Origin of the sequence: Arthrobacter sp. UYCu512 (assembly GCF_040547075.1) — a bacterium.
In the GTDB taxonomy this organism is placed as follows: domain Bacteria; phylum Actinomycetota; class Actinomycetes; order Actinomycetales; family Micrococcaceae; genus Arthrobacter.
The window spans coordinates 10,851-32,385 of record NZ_JBEPPA010000017.1; the positions used below are offsets into that span (position 1 = coordinate 10,851).

Below are 21,535 nucleotides of genomic sequence, written 5' to 3' on the forward strand. Positions count from 1 at the left end.
GGAGGAGCTATGAACCGAGACGAATTGCTGCGCCTTGACCGGATTGCGGGTCTCGCCCCGGGCGAGGTGGTGGACGCCAAGGACCTCGAGGTGGTGGCTGCGGTCCAGGACGCCCAGCGGGCGGCGCTCGGTGCCGCCTTGGCGGACCAGATGCAGAATTCCGGGCCGCCGCGCTTGTGGGAAACGGCCAAGGATATCGATCTTTCCGGCGCGGAAGGCCCGGGTGCGGCGTTAATGAAGGGACTGCTGGCCCGGCAGGCCCCGCCTGAGTTGATCGCCCAGGCCAAAGCGCAGATCGACGCGGTGGAGTCCGCCGGTTTGGCGCTGGCAAACCTCCCGTTGGGTGCGGGGCCGCTGGTCCGCGACGATGTGGCCGCTGCCCGCATGCATCGCCTGGCCGAGATCGCCGTGTTTGACCCAGACCGTGCGACCAAACTGGTGGAGGGCGGGCTGCGGCTGAGCAACATCGACGATACCCAGCTCGATGACCTGGTGGGCCACCGGCTGCTCACCGTTGCCGAGGCGACGTCAATTGGTTTGGCCACCAGCATTTACCGGCTGGTGGACGAGGACACCGCCTTGGCCGGCACCATCCTCAAGACTGGTGCGGCCGGCGGCGCCGTGGCGGCAGTGCGCGATCTCGTCGATTTGAACACGGAGGGCTGGAAAGCGGCCATTGCGACGGCGGGCATCACCCCGCCGGGCGGCATGGACGCAGATCAATACGCGCTGTTGCTCGCGGCAAGGGTGGAGGCCACCTACCCCACCGGCGCGGTCCGGGCCCGGCTGGCGGCTCCGGTAACGAACGACGTCTCCGCCGCGATCACCACGGCGAAAGCAGTGCTCGACGTCGGCGCTGATGTTTTGGGTACCCCTGACCTTTCCGGGGTCTCCGCCCAATCGCTGCCCAACGTCCAAGCGGCGTTAGGCAGCCTGGCCGGCTTGGCGGGAGCGCACCGCGGGCTGGGACTCGAAGCCATCATGGCTGACGCGACCCTCTCCGCCGGCGAGCGTGCCAAGAAGGTGGGCCAGCGGGTCTCACAGTTCGACAGCTTCTTGGCGAAGAACGCCGACGTGGAACTTGTCGACCTCGACCTCACCCCCGAGAGCGCCGACGTCGCCGCGTTGGACTTTGGCGGGGTTGCGCAAGCGGAGCGGCCGTTGATGCTGCGGCACGCCAAGGTGATGCAGCGCGTCTTCGCCATCACCGGAGACGCTACTGACGCGGCCAAACTGATGAGCGCAGGCTTCGATTCGGCCACCGCGTTGGCGTCGGCGCAGCTCGCCGATGTGATCACCCGGACCGGGCTGAGCGAGGCCGTAGCCTCCCGCTACTACGACACCGTGACCATGACAGTGGGTACGGCCTCGGCTTTGGTGGGCTCGATCATCGATATGAAGCACGGCGGCTTCGGGCTCTTGACTGTGGCCAACGCCGATCCCAGCATCGAGGACTACTTCAAACAGATCGATGGCTATGAGGACCTGTTTGGCAGCCAAGCCTTTTGCGCCTGCCAAAACTGCAAGTCCATCACCGGACCCGCTGCCTACTTTGTGGACCTAATGCACTTCATCGAGGAACACCTGCTCAGCCGCGTCTTCACCGGAGCCTTGGCGGATCATGTCCTGAACCTGAAGACCCGCCGGCCAGAGCTGTGGACCCTGCCGCTGACCTGCGATAACACCACTAATGAGATACCGCAGCTGGTGATCGTCAACGAGATCCTGGAGACGTACCTGGCCAAGCGGACGGGCTTCGCCGGGGACACCGCGGACCGGATCGCGGTGGAGCGCGCCGTATACCGGGACAAACTGGCGTCCGCCAAGGTCTGCTTTGGGCTCCCCTTCTCTCGGCCGCTCTACCGCACGCAGACGTATCTGGAACACTTCGGCGTGCCACGCTCCACGTTTGTCCGGCTCAGCGGTGGCACCCCCGACCAAGTGGCCATAGCCGGGTTGGGGCTCAGCTTAGAAGAGGCCACCCTGATCACCACGGCCAACACTGCCCACGCCTTCCTGGACACCATGTACGGGCAGGGTTTCGACTACAAACCGGCAGGAGTCACACCGTTCGATGCACAGACCCTGCTCCGGCCAATGTCCATCGCGCAGACCGATCTGGCCCAACTTGTGTCCACCCGGTTCGTCTCGGCTAGCGGCGCCGAGCCGGTCACGATCGTGGGCGGCAAGCTCAGCGCTGCCAGCGTGCAGAACGATATTGAACGGGTCACCGGGCTGAAGCCTGAATCGCTGGACAGGATGCACCGGTTCACCCGGCTGTGGCGGGCCTGCCCGGGCTGGTCCATTCGCGAGCTCGACCTCGTGGTGGGAGCGCTCACGGATGCCGGCTTGGCTGCCGGGATCGACGCCGCGGCCGTGCGCGTGATTGCCGAACTCCAAGCCCTGCAACAGAGCCTCGGCGGGTCGGTGGAGGACCTGCTCCCGCTGTTCACCGAGGTACCCACCAGCCCCGTCAGCAGCTCGGCACCTGGCCTCTTTGACCGGCTGTTCAACCTTCCCGACCTGGTGGCCATGGACGGCCCGCTGCCGTTGCCGGGCACCCGGTTTGTCCATCCTGCACTGCGGGATGATCCCACAGTGGCCGCCTCGGATCACATGCTGCACCGGCTGCTCGCCGCCACCCGCACCGATGCCAGCGGACTGTTCGAGCTCATCGCGGGCCTAGCCGTTCCATTGGGCGCAAACCCCGCCGCCGCAGCAGAGGCGGCCCGTGGCTTTGCCCTGACCGCCAGCAACTTGGCGCTCTTGGTCCGGCACGCCCGGCTCGCAAAGCTCCTCAAGATGAGGCTGCCGGACCTGTTCCGGCTCTTGGCCCTGCTGCCCAGCGGACCGCTGACCCACGTGGGCGGCCTCAACGACCTTCGTGTGCTGCTGGCAACTGCCGCCTGGGCCAGGGGCGCCAAGCGCTCAGTTGACGATCTTGCCAGCATCACCGGCGCGGCGGTAACCAACGCCGCAGCCTATCCCGCCGCCGACGCGCTGGCCAAGGGTGCCCTGGACCGGCTCGCCGCCGACCGCAGCCTGACCTTCACCGACACAGTGTTTACGCTGGCCGGCGTATCCGAGGCCGGCTCGCGCGCACTGGTGGCGGCCAACCCCGCCGCCTTCGATGCCTCGGCTGGCCAGCTGGCGTTGAGCGCCGCGTTCACCCCGACCACTGTCCTCACGGTGCCAGCCGCCGTCACCGTTGCGGAGCCGGAGCTTCGAGCGGTCCTCCTCACCCACCACGCGGGCACGCTGCTGAAGCCGGCCTTGGCTGCCCTGCTCAAGGTGCCGGTGGCCAAGCTGGCCGCTATCGCCGCCCTTGCCGGTGCCGACCTGGACGCAGCGGCGATCGTTCCCGAAGCGCTGGGCAACGGCTCCATCGCCGCCCTGAGTGCCGCCGTCGGGCCCATCCTGCCGCTGGTGACGCTGTTCAACGCCAAAGCCCTCGGTGCGGAGGCGGTGGAGTTTGCTGCTGCCCATGCATCCATGTTTGCGCTGCAGGCACCCAACGCGCTGACCATCGAGGCGGCCCGCAAGGTGGACCAGTTCCGGCGGCATCTTGGCACGGATCCCGCGGGCACCGCGGCACTGACGGCAGTGGCCGGCGCGTTCACCAATGCCGCCCACTTCGGCGCTGCCGATCAGGACACCCTCGCGGCACTCCTCGCCGCCGAACGTGCTGTTTCCGTCTCCCTGCAAGCCAACCTGGCGTTGCCCGCCGACGCGCTGGACGCGCTGGACCTACTCGCCGAGGCCGCCGCTGTGGCCACCGCGGTAGGCATCGGCGGCGAAGCGTTCGCCCTGGTAGCCGAGGACGACTACGACCTCCTCAGCCAAGGCGCCGATGCCCTCTTCGCCGTTTTCCGCGCCAAGTATGCGGACGAAACCGCGTGGCAGAAGGCGTACGGACCGTTCCGGGCCCGGCTCCTGGAGCGCTGCCGGGACGCGCTGGCGAACTACCTGGTGCACGCGCTGCACCCCGAATTTGAACGGCTGGAAGACCTGTTCCGGTACTTCCTGATCGATCCCGAGGTGGAGGGCTGCTTCCTCACCTCGCGCGTGGTGTCCGCCATTTCAAGCGCGCAGATGTACGTCCACCGGGTGCTGATGAACCTCGAGCAGGACCGGGCCGGAAACGTGCACGTCCAGCCCACCCAGGTGCCGCGCGACGAGTGGGAATGGCGGATGCATTACCGGGTCTGGGAAGCCAATCGCAAGGTGTTCCTGTGGCCGGAAAACTACCTCTTCCCGGACCTGCGGGATGACAAGACCCCCTTGTTCGAGGACCTCGAGAAGGAACTGCTGCAAACCGACATCGACGAGCAGGCGGTACTGGATGCCTACGGCACGTACCTGGACGGTTTTCAGGAACTGGCCAGCTTGACCATCGCCGGGTCCTACCAAGAGGTGGATCCCCGCGCCGATTCCGATGTATTGCACCTCTTCGGGGTCACCCCCGGCGACCCGGCTACCTTCTACTACCGGCGCGTCGAAAATGCTGCGCCGCAGGGCCGGAAGTCCGGTGGCACCGTCTGGGGTCCGTGGCAAAAGGTGGACGTTGCCATCCCGGTCCGGGAAGTATCCCCGGTGGTTCACAACGGCCGGCTGCACTTGCTGTGGGCGGAGATCACAACTTCACCGGTCAATGAAGTGGCCGACGCCGGATCCCGCTTCGCCGGGTACAACCACAAGCTGATCATCAAGTTCACCACCCTCCGCCTGGATGGCAGGTGGACCGCGCCACAGCGGGTGCGTCTGTACGGCACCGATCCATTTGGCGAGAGCGACGGCGTCATCGAGGATCCGCTGGCCGAGCCCGAGGAGTGGCAGGACTTCCTGAGCGCCATTGGCGGGCTGTTGGGCTGGGGTCTGTTCGGTGGTTCCTCGTCGGTGGCCAGTTTGACGGCCGCCCAAAAACGCCTGATCACGCCCAGATATGACGACGACGTCCACGTCAAGGCCCGCGACGGGTACACCCTGCGCGGTCTGGAGTGGACCCAGCTGTACCCGGAGGTGCAGGGCAACTCGCTGTTTGTGGCCGGTGCCGGTTACCAGATGCGCGCCTACATCGACACGTTCGACAAGTCCACGTCCACGGCCGCCAGCCTGCACCTGAGCCGGCAGGCAGTGACGTGGAACCTGACCCCGCACTCGCCCATTCTCACCAAGAAGAACGGGACGCTGTACTACGGGACGCCGTCGGCCTCCTTGTTCGATAACTACGCCCTCGCCGGGCTTGCCGCCGACAAGATCCGGCTGGACCGCGTGTTGGTGGACTGGTCCACGCCGGTGAAGAACATCATCACCAAGAACCTGTACGTCGGTGCGCTGGCGAATATCGGCGCGGGCCGGCTGATGCCCATCAACGGTTCGCTGTCGGACGGGATCATCGACGCCGGCGGGGACCTGTACCTGCTGCAGGCCACCGCCTCGAACGCGGCCAGCTGGGCGCTGCGCAGGTTGGGCACCACGCTGGCGCGGCGGGTGGCCCGCGAACTGTTCACCGGCGGCGTGGAACACCTGCTGGACCTGGACACCCAGCGAGCGCTTGCCGAGGCGCCGCTGGCATTTGGTTTGTCCGGGAACCGGATCGTCAACCGGGTGGTGTCCGGGAGGCTGGACTTCACCGGGCCGTTTGGCACGTACTACCGGGAGATTTTCCATCACATCCCGTCGCTGATCGGCAACCACTGCAACAGCCAGGGCAAGTACGCGCAGGCCGAGCGCTGGTACCAGCACATCTTCGACCCCACCACCTCTGAGGTGGTCACGCCTGACCCGGTGCTCTCCGCATCGGCCAATGAAGCCCGGCGCCGGGACCGGAACTGGCGCTACCTGGAATTCCGCGGCCTGACGTTGCCAACCATGCGCGCCATCCTCACGGATTCCTCGGCGATCGCGGCCTACCACAAGGATCCGTTCAACCCGCATGCCATTGCCCGGCTGCGGCTGAGCGCTTACCAAAAGTCGATCGTGATGCGGTACATCGACAACAAGCTGGACCTCGCCGATTCCCTGTTCGAGCAGTTCCAGATGGAGACGGTCAACGAGGCGCTCATCCACTACGCCACCGTTGCGGACATCCTGGGCGACCGGCCGGCGCAGTTGGGCTCGTGCGGCCCAGACGCGGTGGACCCCCGCACCTACGAGAAGATCCAGCCGCTGATCAGTAAGGGCTCGGAGTTCCTGGTCGAGGCCGAGCACCTGGTGATCCAGGGAAAGCGCACCAAGGAGATGGGCAGCCGGCACAAGTATGTGCTGGATTCAGTGTCCTTTGAGCGGATCACCAAGCGGGCGCTCTCGTCGGAGCGGCTGAAGGCTGCTGGTGTGTTCAGTATCGAGGACGCGGGCCGGGTGGCACCCGACTCAACCAAGGCTGTCTTCGCCGCCAGCAATGCCGCGGCCATGCTGGTGGAGGACGCTGCCGCCGTCGCCGCTCCCGCCCCGGCGCCGCCGGGCCGGCAGCCGGCGGACCCGCGGCGGCTGTTCGAACGGCGCGCGGAACTGCCGGTGGCCGGGCTGGCGATCCGGGCCAGGCTGATGGCCAACCGAATTCCACGATTCGAGACCGCCGACATTGACTCGCCCGCGGGTCTGGCCGGGCTGGGCCGCACCGGGACGGACGATCTGTACCCCGAGGCGATCAAGGAGCGCGAGACCGAGCGGGCGGACATCGACAAGGTGTTTGTGAAGTCCGTGGGATCGGTCGATGCCGGGACCCGGGTACTTGCCGTGCCGCCTCGGAAGGGGCTGCGGGAATTCGAACCGGACACAGCCGCCGTCAGCGCCGGGCCGGATTGGAAGCGGCTGGGCGCCTACGAGGGCAAAAACCGGCTGCGGCCGGACGGGAAGGACCGGCCCACCCGGGTGCGGCCGGACAAGCGGCGGCCGGGAAGGTTTGGGGTGGCGTTCATTCGCCAGGTCAACCCGGTGTTTTGCATCCCGCCGAACAAGGACCTGCTGGCCTACTGGGACCGGCTCGAGGACAGGCTGTGGAAGCTGCGCAACTGCCGCGACATCAGCGGCGCGGTTCGCAAGCTCTCGCTGTTCGCCGCGGAGATCGATCCGATGGCATTGGTCCGGGCACGGGCGGAGGGCATGTCCTTGCAGGACGCGCTGACCAGCCTCAATGGTGACGTGCCGCAGTATCGGTTCTCGTTCCTGTTGGAGAAGGCCAAGAGCCAAGCCACCGCGGTGCAGGGTTTCGGCAACGCACTGCAGGCGGCGGTGGAAAGGCGCGACGGCGAACAGCTGAACCTGCTGCGGGCCCAGCATCAGCAGCAGATCCTGGACCTCACCACCCGCACGCGCGAACAGGAACGGGACGCGGCGGCAAACGCGGTGGCCAGCCTGGAGCGGCACCGAACCACTGTGGCCAACCGGAAGGCCTATTTCGATGGGCTGGTGGACGGCAGCCTCACGGCGTCCGAGCGGACGGAGCGGATCAGCAAGCACATTGCCAGTGGCGCACGGATGACCGAAGCCACGCTGGGCTTCCTCTCCGGCGCGCTGCACCTGATCCCCCAACTGGGCTCCCCGTTCGCCATGAAGTACGGCGGCGTGGAGGCCGGCTGGAGCGCCCACAACTTCGCGGTCGGAACCCGGGCCACGGGCGACTTCGCCGATGCGCTGGCCACGAGCGCCGCCGTCGAGGCCGGCTTCGACCGGCGGGAGCAGGGCTGGAAGCAACAGGTGGATGCGGCAGCGGATGACTTGGCCGAGATCGATCTGCAGCTGACGGGGATGAAGCTGCGCCGGGACATTGCGGAGCGGAACATCACCATCCATACCAGGGCCGCCGAGCAGGCTGAAGAGGTCCTGGACCTGTACGAAAATCACTTCACCGGCGTGGGACTCTATGCCTTCCTGGCCACCACCTTGCAGCGGCTCCACCGCGAGGCGTTTAATACGGCGCTCTCCATGGCGCGGATGGCGGAGCAGGCGTTCCGGTTTGAGCGGGGCGAGGATTCCTATCGGCTGGGCGGCTCGTATTGGGATAGCGAGTATTTGGGCCTGTCTGCCGGGGCACAGCTGGTGGTGGACCTGCAGCAGCTGGAGCGGCGCTACGTGGAGACCAATATCCGGGATCTTGAGATCGATCAATCATTCTCGCTGAGCCAACTGGATCCCACCGCATTGGTGCAGCTCAAAACCACCGGCGAGTGTGCCTTCGACATTCCCGAGGTGCTCTTCGATGTGGTCTACCCCGGGCACTACTTCCGCCGGATCAAGTCCGCCCGGATCACCATTCCCTGTGTCACGGGACCGTTCGCGAACGTCAGCGCCACGTTGCAACTGAATGAGAGCTGGATCCGGAAGGAGGCCAAGTTGGGGGCCGCGAATGTGACGCAAATGCCCGACGCGCGGGCCGCCCTGATCGCCACCAGTACCGCGCAAAGCGACCCGGGGGTGTTCGAACTGAACTTCCGGGACGAGCGGTACATGCCGTTCGAGGGGGCGGGCGCCATCAGCAGCTGGCAGTTGACGTTACCGAAGAGCTTCCGGCAGTTCGACTACGGCACCATCAACGATGTTGTGCTCCGGCTGGCGTACACCTCGAAGTACGACGGTGTGCTGCGGGACAAGACCGAGGCGCTGCAGGCCGCCACCGAGGGCACCATCCTGAACGTTCTGGCTAACAATCCGCTGCAGCACGTGGTGTCGCTGCGGAACCAGTTCTCCAACACGTTCAACGCGTTGCTGCACTCCCCTGCCGCTACCGATGCCGGATTCACGCTGATGAGCACACACCTGCCGTACTTCCTCAACGGCCGAGGCGTCACGGTGAGCTCGGCGAAGCTGGCGCTGCGGACCAAGCCGGGCGGGCCAGCGTTGGCGGGTCTGAAGTTCTCGGTGGACGGGACACCCACCGGTGCGTTTGCCGCGGATCCGACGCTGGGCGGGTTGCCGTCCGTGGACGTCACCGGAACCTTCGCCAACGGTTTCGCGGACGCACACGTCGTTCGGGTTGTTGCTGCTGGCGGGCTGGCGCCTGCTGCCCCGGTGGCCGGTGATCAATCGGCACTGGATGGGACCGAGCTGTTGGATGTGATGTTCGTGCTGGAACTGGCGGTCGCCTAATGGCTGTGGTCCGGGCCGGGCGATTGCAGCCTTCGTCGAAGAGGCCGCATACGTCAGTGCCGACGTGGATCTTGGGCGAGTGTTCCATTTTGATGTTCAGGAACCTCCATCTACCCGACGTTGGCCATCACGAGGTCGCACATTTGACGCACCCGTGCGGCCCGCTCAAGGGGTGACGCCGCGGCCCCTGGCAGGCCGATCTTGAGACCAATGATCGGCGGCCTGCCGGCTTCGCGAAGGCATCCGGCGATTTCGCGGGTGGTAAGCAGGGAACTGGCCGGAGCTCCTTCGACCTCGACGGCAGGCAGATGGGCATCGATCCACGGGTAACCGAACTCGGTGGCTTCGGGGGAACACCCGGAAAACATCAGGCCGTTGAGAACTCCCGCTTCGCGCGCCTCGGCCACATGGACTGCTGCCGTGCGCCGCTGACCTGTCTCGATGACGGACCGGGCCCAGTTCACGAGCATTCCGATGTCCTGGCCCTGCTCCCGAAACGCCCGGACGAGGTTGGTTTCGTCGCTGAATGAAAGAAATCCCTTTTCAGGAACCCGTCCGGGACGCGGTGCATCGCAGTGTTCAACCACTAGGGAGGTGCCCTGCCAGTCCCACCCTAGGATCTCCCAGAGCGACTCCGCGAAGGCCGCTGGAGTGCCATGCCCGGACGGAGCAGAATGCAACGCGACGGCCTCCACCCGGTGCCCCTGGTCCCGAAGGCCTGCGACATAGCCCAAGATCCCTGCCGTGAAGTCAACGGCGGCCCGACGCCCTTCCCGGTCCGTGGAGGCGAGTCCGAACCGCGCGTCTGCGCCGGCTCTCTGCATGGTTCCGGGAATTGCGGTGACCACCGCTGACCAGTCGGCGTTCGCCCCGGCAGGCCACGGGTCGCCGCCCCAGGCGCGGTAGGGAAGCTCGAGGCCGCGGATAGCGGCGAGTGCTGCGAGTTCCTCGAAGAACTGACTCTGCAGCAGCCCCTCGGGCTGGGCCGGATAGGCGCCGACGATCAGTGACACATTCTCTCCTTCGATCTGGATGCTGCGTACGTCGCCCGGGGGGTTCGCCAACTTGCGGTTCTACACCCGCTTGACGGGCCCGTGTGATGCCCCTTACAGTTTTCACTACAAGCATCGGACGTCCTACATCCGATAAATATACTCGAATGGTGAGGCAAATTATGAGCAGGACATCAATGAACTTGCCGCTGGTCAATGACGCCAGCCGCCGGAGCTTCCTCAAGTTGTCGGGCGCCCTGGGCATGGCCGCGGCTTTCACCACTTCTCTCGCCGCCTGCGGCGGAGCCGCCACCACAACGGCAGGACCGGGGGCAAACACTGCACCGATCAACAAGGACCTCATCATCGAAGCGGGCATCTCCTACGCCCTGTCTACCGGGTTCGACCCGCTGTCCGCTTCCGGGGCAACGCCGCTGGCCGCCAACCTCCATGTCTACGAGGGCCTGGTGGAACTTCATCCCGCCACCCGCGAGCCGTACAACGCCCTCGCCGCGGCCGATCCGAAGCAAGTCAACGACACCACGTACCAGGTGACCCTCCGCGATGGCGCGACGTTCCACAACGGCACCCCGGTCACCTCCGAAGACGTGGTCTTCTCCTTTACCCGTGTGATGGACCCGGCGAACAAGTCGCTCTTCTCCCAATTCATCCCGTTTATCCAGGACGTCAAGGCCATCGACGCGAAGACCGTCGAGTTCACGCTGAAATATGCGTTCCCGGGCTTCGGCCCGCGCATCTCCGTCGTCAAGGTCGTTCCCAAGGCCCTGGCCAACTTCCCGCTCGGATCGGATCAGCTCAAAGCATTCGACGCCAAGCCCGTCGGTACCGGCCCCTACAAACTGGTGTCCGCGGTCAAGGACGACAAGATTGTCTTCGAGGCAAACCCGGACTACAACGGGCCCATGCCGGCACTGGCCAAGGGCATGAACTGGCTCCTGCTCTCCGACGCCGCCGCCCGCGTCACGGCGATGCAGTCCGGTCGTGTGCAGGCGATCGAGGATGTCCCGTACCTTGACATTGACGGACTGAAATCGAAGGCGACGGTGGAATCCGTCCAGTCTTTTGGGCTGCTCTTCATGATGTTCAATTGCGCCCGGGCCCCGTTCGACAACAAGCTGGTCCGCCAAGCCTTGCACTACGGCTTGGACAAGGACTCCATCATTAAGAAGGCACTGTTCGGGAACGCCAAGGCCGCCAGCTCCTACTTCCAGGAAGGGCACCCGGACTACGTCAAGGCCAAGAATGTCTACGGCTATGACCCCGGGAAAGCCGAGGATCTGCTGAAGCAGGCCGGCGTCACAAACCTCGAATTTGAACTGCTCACCACGGACACAGCCTGGGTCAAGGATGTGGCCCCGCTGATGCTGGAATCCTGGAACAAGATCCCGGGCGTCAAGGTCACCCTAAAGAACCTGCAATCCGGTGCGTTGTACACGGACCGGGTGGGCAAGGGAGATTTCTCCGTCGTCGCCGCCCCGGGCGACCCGTCCGTCTTCGGCAACGACGCCGACCTGCTGCTGAGCTGGTTCTACGCCGGCGACACCTGGATGAAGGGCCGCGCGTATTGGGCCGCCACCCCGGAACGCGCGACACTTGTGGACCTCATGGCGAAAGCCGGGCGGTCCACCAAGGCTGAAGCGAAAAAGGTGACCGGCGACATCGTGGATCTGGTGTCCGAAGAGCTCCCGCTGTATCCGATCTTCCACCGCCAGCTTCCGAGCGCCTGGGATGCCAAGAAGCTCAGCGGCTTCAAGCCGCTGCCCACCACCGGTGTCGGCTTCATCGGCGTCGGGCGCACGGCCTGATTCCGGCCGAATAAGTCCAGGTCCGGGCGGGCCCCCTCCCGCCCGGACCTGGATGACCTGCCCCCCGGTGCCGGCTGAGGCCGGGACAAACTTCCACGAATTCCGGAGACAATTTTGGTCACGATATTGCGCCTGCTGGGCCGCAGGCTTGCGGCGCTGCCCCTGATGATTCTTGGCATTACCCTGCTGGTGTTCCTGGTCCTTCAGGCCGCCCCAGGCGATCAGGCGAGCAGCGCCCTGGGCGACGGTGCCAGTGAGGAAGCCAAGGAACAGTACCGCCAGAACAACGGGCTCAACGATTCCCTGGTTCTGCAGTACTTCCGGTTCCTCGGGAAGCTGCTCCAGTTTGATCTCGGGGTCACCACGCCGCCGGCAAAGTCGGTGGCCGACATGATCGCTGCCGCGTTTCCGCTGACCCTGCAACTGACCTTCCTGGGGGTGCTGATCGCCGTTCTGCTCTCGCTTCCCTTCGGCATCATCGGTGCACTCTACCGGGACAAATGGCAGGACCAACTGGTCCGGGTGTTCTCCATCGCCGCCGTGGCAACACCGTCATTTTGGCTGGGCATCCTGCTGATCCAGTGGTTCGCCCTTGGCGCCAGCCCGTCCTTCCCCTCGGGCGGCCTCGCAACACCCGAATCCGGCTTCGGCGGGTGGCTGAACTCGATGACGCTCCCGGCCCTTGCCCTCGCCATCCCGGTCTCCGCCTCCCTGATCCGTGTGGTCCGCACCTCGATGGTCGAGGAACTTGACCGCGACTACGTCCGGACAGCAATCGGCAACGGTGTCCCCTACCGGGAAGTCGTATCAAAAAACGTCCTCCGGAACGCGCTTGTCACACCGGTGACGGTCCTGGGACTGCGGATCGGCTATCTACTCGGAGGCGCCGTTGTGATCGAAATGATCTTTGCCCTGCCCGGCATGGGCCAGTTGATCCTCAACGGAATCACCAACCTCGACGTCAACCTCGTCCAAGGGGTGGTCCTGACCATCTCAGTGACCTTCGTACTCGTGAACATCGCCGTCGACCTTCTCTACCTGCTCATCAACCCCCGAATCAGGACGGTCTGACCCATGCGCAGCAAACTCGCTGAACGCCTCAGCGCCCCCGGAATCCGGTTCAAGGCCCTTCCATGGACCTCCCGGCTCGCGCTCCTCTTCCTGATGGCCATCACCGTTTCCGCCATCTTGGCGCCCCTCATCGCCCCGCACGACCCCCTGGAATCCTTCACCCCGGCGACGGCGCCCGGCGGGGAGCACCTCTTCGGCACCGACCGGCTGGGACGTGACATCTTCTCGCGCCTGCTCTATGGCGCGCAGTCCTCCCTGATGATCGGCCTGGGCGCCGTGTCGCTGGCCATGGCTGCCGGCGCGCTGCTCGGCTCCCTGGCCGCGACCTCCAGCAAACCGGTCAACGAACTGATCATGCGGCTTATGGACATTCTTATGGCGTTCCCCGGCATCGCCCTGGCCGCTGTGCTGCTGGCGGCATTCGGCAATACAGTGCCCACCATCATCGTGGCCATTGCGGTGATCTACACGCCCCAGCTCGCCCGGGTGGTCCGCGCCAACGTCCTCTCCCAATACGGCGAAGACTATGTCCGCGCCGCGCGGGTAATTGGCGCCGGCCGCTTCTACCTCCTGCTGAAGCACGTCGTGCGCAACACCGCGGCCCCGGTCCTGGTGTTCGCCACAGTGATGGTCGCGGACGCGATCATCCTGGAGGCTTCGCTCTCTTTCCTCGGCGCCGGCGTCCAGGACCCCGCGCCGTCCTGGGGCAATGTGATCTCCTACGGCCGCAACCTCGTCCTGTCCGGCGGCTGGTGGGCCACCACGTTCGCCGGCCTCACCATCCTGCTCACAGTGCTCGCCCTGAACATCCTGGCCGAGGGCCTCACGGATGCCATGGTCAATCCGAAGCTCCGCCGGGCACCCGTTGTCAAGGACGACGACGGGTCATCCCCCGCCGCTGTGGCCGTCGACGCCGAGATCGGCACCTCGGTAGCCCAAGGCTCCGTGCTGGAGCAGCATGAGCTCGACGTCGTCCGCGCCGCTGTGGCCGATGCTGTCCCGGAGGCCGGATGCCCTCAGGACAGGCAGGTCCCAACGGCCAATCCCCACGCCCTGCTGGACCAGGAGCTGAAACTGCTCGCCACCGTCGAAGTCGGACGGACCGACCGCCTCCCCCAGGTCCCCGACACCGCGCGCACGGTCCTCGAGGTCAAGAACCTATCCATCCGCTTCCCGGGGCGCTTCGGCGACACCGACATCGTGGACAACGTCTCCTTCAACGTCCGCGAGGGCGAAACCATGGGGCTCGTCGGCGAATCCGGCTGCGGCAAGTCCATCACGTCCCTGGCCATCATGGGACTGCTGCCCAAGACTGCCAAGATCTCCGGCTCGATCACCTTCAACGGCAAGGAACTGCTGGACCCCTCAACCGGCCACGGCAGCACCCAGGCCTACCAAGGTCTACGGGGCCAGCAAATCGCCATGGTCTACCAGGACGCGCTGAGCTCGCTCAACCCCTCGATGAAAATCAAGGACCAGCTGGAGCAACTCACCCGCCGCGGCGGTCGCAAGACCCCGGCCGAGCTTCTCAAAATGGTCAAGCTGGATCCCGTCCGCACCCTGGCCAGCTACCCGCACGAGCTCTCCGGCGGCCAGCGGCAGCGTGTCCTGATCGCCATGGCACTGTCCCGCTCGCCCCGGATCGTCGTCGCTGACGAGCCCACCACCGCACTGGACGTGACCGTCCAGCACCAGGTGGTGCAGCTGCTCAACGAGCTGCGCGAGCAACTGGGCTTCGCCATGGTGTTCGTCAGCCATGACCTCGCCCTGGTGGCGTCACTCGCGCACCGCATCACCGTGATGTATGCCGGGCAGGTCGTGGAGTCCGCGCAGGCATCCGCCCTGCTCCAGAACCCGCGGCACGAATACACCCGGGGCCTGCTCGGCGCCGTGCTCTCCATTGAGGCCGACGCCGCCCGCCTGCACCAGATCCCCGGCACAGTACCATCACCGAGGGCGTTCTCCACCGGCGACAGGTTTGCTCCCCGTTCGCTGCGGCCCGACGCCGACCCGGACCAGCGGCTCGTCCTGACCCCAGTTGACAAAAAAAGCGACCACTACTGGGCCAGCCACCTCAAGGAGGATGCCAAGTGAGCACACCAACCGGCAAGCCCGTGATTGAACTGAAGAACGTCAAGGTTCACCACCGGGCCCGAACCGGCGGCCTCTTCCGGCCCAACATCGTCAAGGCAGTCAACGGAGTGGACTTCACCATCAGCCGCGGCGAGACCGTGGGGATCGTCGGCGAATCCGGCTGCGGCAAATCCACCCTTGCCTCCGTGCTGGTGGGACTGCAGACCCCCACCTCAGGTGCGGTGTTGTTCCACGGGAAGCCCGCCATCAAGCGGAACGCCGCCCTGCGCAGGGAATTTGGCCGCGCAGTATCGGTGGTCTTCCAGGACCCGTCCACTGCGCTCAACCCCCGGATGACCATCCAGGACATCCTCACCGACCCGCTCAAGATCCACGGGATCGGCACCGCGGCGACGCGGGCAGCGAAAGTCAAGGAACTCCTCGCACTAGTCGGGCTGCCGTCATCCGCCGCCGAGGTCACGCCTTCGCAGGTATCCGGCGGCCAGCGCCAGCGCGTTGCCATCGCCCGCGCCCTGGCCCTGGACCCGGACATCATTGTGGCGGACGAGCCGACCTCGGCGCTGGACGTCTCGGTCCGGGCCCAGGTGCTGAACCTGCTCTCGGACCTAAAGACTCAGCTGAACCTCGGTATGGTCTTCATCTCCCACGATATCCAGACGGTCCGCTACGTCTCGGACCGGATTTGCGTTATGTATTTCGGCGAAATCGTGGAACAAGGTCCCGCCGGAGAGGTCTTCGACCATCCCGGCAACGACTACACCAAGAAACTGCTCGGCGCCGCACCCAGCCTGCTGCACCCCTGATCCCCCCATCCTTTCCCAACTCACCAAACCATCATTGGAGATACCTTTGTCTACCCAATTCCAGGGCGTCATTCCCCCGGTCGTCACCCCCCGCCACACCGACGGCAGCATCGATACCGACTCGCTGAAGAACCTCACCCGGCACCTCCTCGACGGCGGGGTGTCCGGCCTCTTCGTCCTCGGATCCTCCGGCGAGGTCCCCTACCTGACAAATGCCGAGCGCGAACTCGTTGTCAGCACCATCGCCGATGCGAACTCCGGCAGCGTGCCGTTGATCGTCGGCGCCAACGAACAGACCACCAACCGCGTCATCGAGGAGGCCCGGAAGGTCATCGACCTCGGCGCCGATGCGATCGTTGTGACCTCGATGTACTACGCGATCGGCAACGCCGAGGAGACGGAAACCCACTTCCGCGCCGTACACGACGCCGTCAGCGCGCCGATCTTCGCCTATGACGTCCCCGTCCGCACCCACTTCAAACTGCCCACTGACCTGCTGGTCCGGCTCGGCCGCGACGGCGTGATCGCCGGCGTCAAGGACTCCTCCGGCGACGACGTCGCTTTCCGCCAGCTCCTGCTGGCCGCCCGGGACATCCCCAACTTCGACATCTTCACCGGTCACGAGGTCGTCGTCGACGGCGCCCTGCTCGGCGGCGCCCAAGGTGTCGTCCCGGGCCTGGGCAACGTGGACCCCCGCGGCTACCGGAGCCTTATGGACGCCGCAGCAGCCGGCGAGTGGGCAAAGTCTGCTGCCGAGCAGGACCGCATTGCCGACCTCTTCGAGATCGTTTACACCCCCAACGGCCGGGTCTCCGGCGGCGCGGCGGGCCTCGGCGCGTTCAAGACGGCCCTGCAGCTTATGGGCGTCATCGAGTCCAACACCATGAGCACACCCATGCCTTCCCTGAACGAGGACGAAACCACCGCCATCAAGGTCATCCTTGAACGCAACGGCCTGCTCTAGGCTCCAGTGTTCACGGACCTAGGGAACTTGGATTGAGGAGGAACATGGCGCACGCCATCGGTGTGGACCTTGGCGGCACCAAGACTGCAGCAGGACTGGTCTCGGAAGACGGCAAACTGCTGTTCTCGGAGACCACCCCAACACTCAGCCGTGCCGGCGGCGAGGCTGTCCTGGACGCCACCGCGGCGCTGGTGTCCAGGATACGGCTCCGGGCCCAAGCCAACGGCATCACCACCATTGGCGTCGGGGTGGGCTCCGCCGGCGTGATCGACGCAGGGCGTGGCGTTGTGGTTTCCGCGACCGACGCGATCCGGGGTTGGGCGCGGACGGCGCTGACCAAGGGCCTTGCAGGGCGGCTGGGGCTTCCCGCGGCCGCGGTCCGTGCCGTGAACGACGTTCACGCCCATGCACTCGGCGAAGCGTGGCGCGGTGCCGCGGCTGGGACGGCGAGTTCGCTGCTGATCGCGTTCGGAACCGGTGTGGGAGGAAGCCTGGTCCTGGCCGGCACGCCGGTCCTCGGCCACCGCTTCGTGGGCGGTCACGTGGGGCACCTCGCATCCCCGTACGCGTACTCCGGCGGCGAGGCGCTGCCGTGTTCCTGCGGCAACTCGGGCCATGTGGAGGCCGTGGCCTCCGGGCCGGCCATCCACGCGGCGTTCCTGCGGCTGGGCGGCTCCCCTGCAGTCCCGGACACCCGAGCAGTCTTTGCCCTGGCGCACGACGGCGATCCTGCGGCGGGAGAGGCCGTCAGCACCGCGGCCGCTGCGGCTGGCCAGGCGGCCGGCGGGCTTCTCAATATCCTGGACCCCGAGGTATTGGTAGTCTCCGGCGGGCTGGCCGACGCCGGCGAGCTGTGGTGGGAGCCCATGGAGGCAGCCCTGCGCCGGGAACTGCTGGCCCCGCTCGCCCGCATGCCCGTCCTCCGCGCCACACTGCAAAACTCCGCGGCAGTCGTTGGCGCCGCAAAGCTCGTCTTCAACTGACCGAACCTGTCCGCCAACACCGGGCCACACAGAAACAAGGCACTTATGATCCTGACCCCCGACGGCCTCGAGTCCCTCCGCTCCAGGCTTATCGTTTCGTGCCAGGCCTACCCTGGCGAGCCGATGCGGGATCCCCGCACCACCGCGCAGCTCGCGGCCTCCGCCGTCATCGGCGGTGCCGCAGCCGTCCGGGTCCAGGGGCTGGCCGATATCCAGCACACCAGGGCCGCCGTCGAGGTCCCGGTCATCGGGCTCTGGAAGGATGGCCACGACGGCGTCCTGATCACCCCGACACTGCGGCATGCCCTAGCAGTCGCCAATGCCGGAGCGCATATCGTGGCCATCGACGGCACCCGCCGGCAGCGCCCGGACGGGTTGAGCCTGGCAGCGACAGTCGCCGGCATCCGTGGCGGCTCCCACGCGCTCGTTATGGCCGATTGCGGCTCCTACGACGACGCTGCAGCGGCCGTCGACGCCGGGGTCGACCTGATCGGCACCACCCTCGCCGGCTACACCAGTGAACGCACCAAGACCCAAGGCCCTGACCTTGAACTCCTCGAACGGATCGCCGCTGCAGCCTTCGGGAAACCGCTCATCGCCGAAGGCCGAATCCACACACCGGAGCAAGCCCGCCAGGCGCTCGGCGCCGGCGCGTTCGCCGTCGTCGTCGGCACCGCCATTACCCACCCGGCCACCATCACCGGATGGTTCACTGCCGCGCTGCACTGCTGAGGACTGGCGCCATGGCACGGACTCATCGCGGGCATCAACTCCGAAGGGCGTTCCTCCCGCACGCCCGCTGCGGCGCGCCAAACCCGGCATGGCTCCGGGACCCCGACCAGTGGTTCGGATTGATGCGAACGCGCCTGGCCCGCCTTGGCCTTTAGCTGGCCGCGACGTCCTTGAGCTTCCGGCGGATGCCGTCGAAGTGGCGTTGGAGCCGCTCGGAGGCCAGCGGCTTGTCCTTGTCGACCACGGCCTGGAAGATCTCCCAATGGACACGGGCCTGATCGCCCAGATCCACGGGTCCTGAGCCCAAAGCCTGATGGATCTGCCGGTAGACCTTCCAGAAGACATCCATGAGATTGATGAGAAGCTCGTTGTTCAGGGGCGCGTAGAGCCTGCGGTGGAACTCCGCATCCAGTTCGGCCAGCGGCTCGCCTGCTTCCGCGGCAGCGTCCATCAGCTCCATGGTGGTGCGGAGACCGTCGAGGTGCTCCTCGGTCATGAGGTCGATCGCGGACCCGATGAGTCCGGATTCCAGCGCCTGACGCACGTCAATCAACTCCATGGCCTCTTCACCCCGGTGCCGCAGCGACAGACGGCCGCGGAACGCCAGCCCGTCGGTCAGTGCACTGAAGTTGTTAGGTGCCACGAACATGCCAAAACCGTGCCGGATCTCTATCACACCAAGCGCCTGCAACACCTTCAGGGACTCCCTGACAGTGTTACGCCCGACACCCAGCACCGCCGAAAGCTCACTTTCAGTCGGCAATGCGTCCCCAACGTCCAGTCCCTGTTCTAGGATGAGGTCCATGATGCGCGTCTGCAGCGCATGGGACCTGATCTGAGCGCTGAAACGGGCCGGGGACACTACCTGGGATTCGATGCTCATGTCGCTCCTTCTGGCCGTGGCTGTGATCGACCACTCTTATTAGTCAGCCTACAGGAGATGGGACGTCCAATGTCCAGTTTCCCCTGCGACGACTCGAAGATATTTCTGACCCCTGCGCCGATGCACTGCTGATCCAGGGTGGCCGGAACCGGCGCCCGGCCCCCGCCACCAGGATGTGCGTTTAGGGGCCTCAAGCCTGGCCGCCGGAATGCGGAACCGCCGCCTTCCGGTAAGTTATTCACTGCCGTGTACCGGCCGCGGCAACTTAACGCCGCGAGAGCCACCGCACCCCGCTCCTATCCCCGCGTCGGCTCCCGGGAGAGAAGTTCCAAGACGCCACCCGCTCGGAGCTATCAGCGGGGTCACGCCCCCCCTTGCCTGCATCCGCCGCGGCGACCAGACTTAGTTGCAGGAGCCGATCCGGGGAGAAACGATGGGAAACAAAGACGAACTGCGGCAGGCATACGGGCGCCTCATCGCCGCCGTCACGGCGAATGACGAGGATGCGCTGGCCCGGGTCGTCAGCGCCGACATCGTGGACCATAGCGCCGATCCAGGCCAGCTTCCAGGCTCGGCTGGAATTATTCACTGGATGCAGGGAATGCATGCCGGCCTCTCCGGCCTCACGGGAACGATCGAGGATACCGTCGCGGAGGGCGATAAAGTTGCAGGCCGGATGACATGGCGGGGGACGCATACAGGGCCGTTTCTAGGCCTGGCGGCCAGCAATAAACCCGTGACGGTGGCCTCCATTCACATCCTCCGCTTTGAAGGCGGACTAGCTGTCGAATGGTGGGGCGTGCCTGACCTCTATGGAGCGCTCACTGCGATGGGCGCCCGCGTCGAACTCCACGCTGACTGATCTCCGCACACACCGGTCAGTCGTTGAACATCCCGGCCAGGTAATCCGCCGTCAGGGCCGCTCCCGAGTACATGTCGCCACGCATAGGACCTGCCAAAGCCTTTGGGTTCCAGACCTTGCAACAATTCCCGGTTCACCCACGCCGTCGCACGGCGGCGGCACATCGTTCCGACTCGAGCCCATCGACGCCGGCGCCAACCATAACGAAGTCCAGCTCAGCCGTCACCCCCTCGTCCGTCTCAATGACGTGGAAGGAATGATCCTTAAGGCATTTCCACGGACCAAACGCCCCCGGTCTGCACCCGCGGCGCTCGGGGCGTAAGCCTCTGTTCCAAGGCTCTGCGGGGCCATAGCGTTGTTGCAGGAGGTTTGATCATGATGGATGGCTGGTACGGGTCTGGCTGGGGCATCGGCGCATGGGTGGCCATGGCCGCATTGATGCTGATTTTCTGGGGCGGCGTGGTGACCGTGGTGGTGCTGCTGGTCCGGCGACCCCATGGCGGCGATGGTGCAGGCGCGCCCCTGCCGCCGCACCACAACGCCGAGCGTATTCTCCATGAGCGCTTTGCCCGCGGGGAAATCGACGAACAGGAGTTCACTGCCCGGCGGGCGGCGCTCAGGCGCCAGGAATGAAGGCTATATCCCGCCGCGGGCAGCTGTTCCTCGGGATCGCCGCCACGATTCTTCTAACGGCACTGTCCCTCGTCGCTGTTGGACTCTTCGGCGGACTGGTGAATCCCGGGGTCACCGGTTTTCCGGCCCGGAACCGGTGCGTCGCCCCGGATCTTCCCGGGCCGGTCATCAGCGTGTCACTGACCAACATGGGCGGTCCCATGATGGGCGCGCGCAACGGCGGGATGGGCGGGGCCATGCGGATGACGGCAGACCGCAGCACGCTTGCGCACGGCGCGGTGTCCTTCCTGGCCGCCAATGCCGGCACCCTCAGCCACGAACTGGTCATCCTGCCCCTCGCCGCCGACCAGATCCCCGGCACCCGCCCGATCGGCGCTGACGGACAAATCGACGAGGCCGACAGCCTCGGGGAAGCATCCAATACCTGCGCCGAAGGAACCGGTCAAGGGATCCTGCCCGGAACCACAGGCTGGGTGACCGTCACCCTCCCGCCCGGACGCTATGAGCTGGTCTGCAATCTGCCGGGCCATTACGCCGCCGGGATGTACACACAAATTACGGTGAACTAGGCTCCCGCACCACAGCCAGCGACCACGCGGCGGTCT

Annotated in this window: 13 protein-coding genes; 11 read left to right on the plus strand and 2 right to left on the minus strand. The window is 65.9% G+C overall.

All coding sequences use genetic code 11. From position 1 onward, the window contains the following. Window positions 1-9 precede the first annotated feature (9 nt). Window positions 10-9,087, plus strand: coding sequence for a Tc toxin subunit A-related protein (locus ABIB49_RS16155; RefSeq protein WP_354157357.1), 9,078 nt, complete (start codon window positions 10-12; stop codon window positions 9,085-9,087). 110 nt (window positions 9,088-9,197) lie between these two features. Here the strand turns inward: ABIB49_RS16155 and ABIB49_RS16160 are convergent, their stop codons facing one another. Beyond that, on the minus strand, window positions 9,198-10,151 hold the full coding sequence (locus ABIB49_RS16160) for a DUF4862 family protein (protein WP_283480928.1): 954 nt from the start codon (window positions 10,149-10,151) through the stop codon (window positions 9,198-9,200). Window positions 10,152-10,246: 95 nt separating this feature from the next. Between ABIB49_RS16160 and ABIB49_RS16165 the strand changes: the two genes are divergently transcribed. From ABIB49_RS16165 to ABIB49_RS16195, 7 genes are all read left to right on the plus strand, one after another. Continuing rightward, on the plus strand, window positions 10,247-11,905 hold the full coding sequence (locus ABIB49_RS16165; protein ID WP_396021313.1) for an ABC transporter substrate-binding protein: 1,659 nt from the start codon (window positions 10,247-10,249) through the stop codon (window positions 11,903-11,905). A 114-nt stretch (window positions 11,906-12,019) separates the two neighbouring features. Continuing rightward, a complete protein-coding gene (locus tag ABIB49_RS16170; RefSeq protein WP_263660626.1) occupies window positions 12,020-12,976 on the plus strand; it encodes an ABC transporter permease in 957 nt (318 codons plus the stop codon). 3 nt (window positions 12,977-12,979) lie between these two features. Next, window positions 12,980-15,070: a dipeptide/oligopeptide/nickel ABC transporter permease/ATP-binding protein gene (locus ABIB49_RS16175; RefSeq protein WP_354157358.1), complete on the plus strand. Its 2,091-nt coding sequence runs from the start codon at window positions 12,980-12,982 to the stop codon at window positions 15,068-15,070. Continuing rightward, complete coding sequence (locus ABIB49_RS16180) at window positions 15,067-15,873, plus strand: ATP-binding cassette domain-containing protein (RefSeq protein ID WP_226776041.1); 807 nt, start codon at window positions 15,067-15,069, stop codon at window positions 15,871-15,873. Before ABIB49_RS16175 ends, ABIB49_RS16180 begins: the two co-directional genes overlap by 4 nt. A 46-nt stretch (window positions 15,874-15,919) precedes the next feature. Further along, window positions 15,920-16,837 carry a dihydrodipicolinate synthase family protein gene (locus ABIB49_RS16185; protein ID WP_283480934.1) on the plus strand — a complete coding sequence of 306 codons (918 nt, stop codon included), beginning with the start codon at window positions 15,920-15,922 and terminating at the stop codon, window positions 16,835-16,837. 44 nt (window positions 16,838-16,881) lie between these two features. Beyond that, the gene (locus ABIB49_RS16190; protein WP_226776039.1) at window positions 16,882-17,820 is read left to right on the plus strand and encodes an ROK family protein; all 939 of its coding nucleotides are present in this window, start codon (window positions 16,882-16,884) and stop codon (window positions 17,818-17,820) included. Window positions 17,821-17,865: 45 nt separating this feature from the next. Continuing rightward, a complete protein-coding gene (locus ABIB49_RS16195) occupies window positions 17,866-18,552 on the plus strand; it encodes an N-acetylmannosamine-6-phosphate 2-epimerase (RefSeq protein WP_226776038.1) in 687 nt (228 codons plus the stop codon). A gap of 151 nt (window positions 18,553-18,703) precedes the next feature. Here the strand turns inward: ABIB49_RS16195 and ABIB49_RS16200 are convergent, their stop codons facing one another. After that, on the minus strand, window positions 18,704-19,435 hold the full coding sequence (locus ABIB49_RS16200) for a FadR/GntR family transcriptional regulator (protein WP_226776037.1): 732 nt from the start codon (window positions 19,433-19,435) through the stop codon (window positions 18,704-18,706). Window positions 19,436-19,868: 433 nt separating this feature from the next. Between ABIB49_RS16200 and ABIB49_RS16205 the strand changes: the two genes are divergently transcribed. From ABIB49_RS16205 to ABIB49_RS16215, 3 genes are all read left to right on the plus strand, one after another. Then, window positions 19,869-20,297, plus strand: coding sequence for an ester cyclase (locus ABIB49_RS16205; protein WP_226776036.1), 429 nt, complete (start codon window positions 19,869-19,871; stop codon window positions 20,295-20,297). Window positions 20,298-20,672: 375 nt separating this feature from the next. Further along, window positions 20,673-20,930, plus strand: a complete 258-nt coding sequence (locus ABIB49_RS16210; RefSeq protein ID WP_226776035.1) for an SHOCT domain-containing protein — start codon at window positions 20,673-20,675, stop codon at window positions 20,928-20,930. Next, on the plus strand, window positions 20,927-21,499 hold the full coding sequence (locus tag ABIB49_RS16215) for a sulfocyanin-like copper-binding protein (RefSeq protein ID WP_226776034.1): 573 nt from the start codon (window positions 20,927-20,929) through the stop codon (window positions 21,497-21,499). Before ABIB49_RS16210 ends, ABIB49_RS16215 begins: the two co-directional genes overlap by 4 nt. The last annotated feature ends 36 nt before the right edge of the window (window positions 21,500-21,535 follow it).

What these genes read in the sequence shown, in the direction of transcription:
- ABIB49_RS16165 (WP_396021313.1), top strand. Translation starts at nt 10,247, where the DNA reads ATGGTGAGGCAAATTATGAGCAGGACATCAATGAACTTGCCGCTGGTC.
- ABIB49_RS16210 (WP_226776035.1), top strand. Translation starts at nt 20,673, where the DNA reads ATGATGGATGGCTGGTACGGGTCTGGCTGGGGCATCGGCGCATGGGTG.
- ABIB49_RS16175 (WP_354157358.1), top strand. Translation starts at nt 12,980, where the DNA reads ATGCGCAGCAAACTCGCTGAACGCCTCAGCGCCCCCGGAATCCGGTTC.
- ABIB49_RS16190 (WP_226776039.1), top strand. Translation starts at nt 16,882, where the DNA reads ATGGCGCACGCCATCGGTGTGGACCTTGGCGGCACCAAGACTGCAGCA.
- ABIB49_RS16155 (WP_354157357.1), top strand. Translation starts at nt 10, where the DNA reads ATGAACCGAGACGAATTGCTGCGCCTTGACCGGATTGCGGGTCTCGCC.
- ABIB49_RS16200 (WP_226776037.1), bottom strand. Translation starts at nt 19,435, where the DNA reads ATGAGCATCGAATCCCAGGTAGTGTCCCCGGCCCGTTTCAGCGCTCAG.
- ABIB49_RS16215 (WP_226776034.1), top strand. Translation starts at nt 20,927, where the DNA reads ATGAAGGCTATATCCCGCCGCGGGCAGCTGTTCCTCGGGATCGCCGCC.
- ABIB49_RS16205 (WP_226776036.1), top strand. Translation starts at nt 19,869, where the DNA reads ATGGGAAACAAAGACGAACTGCGGCAGGCATACGGGCGCCTCATCGCC.
- ABIB49_RS16195 (WP_226776038.1), top strand. Translation starts at nt 17,866, where the DNA reads ATGATCCTGACCCCCGACGGCCTCGAGTCCCTCCGCTCCAGGCTTATC.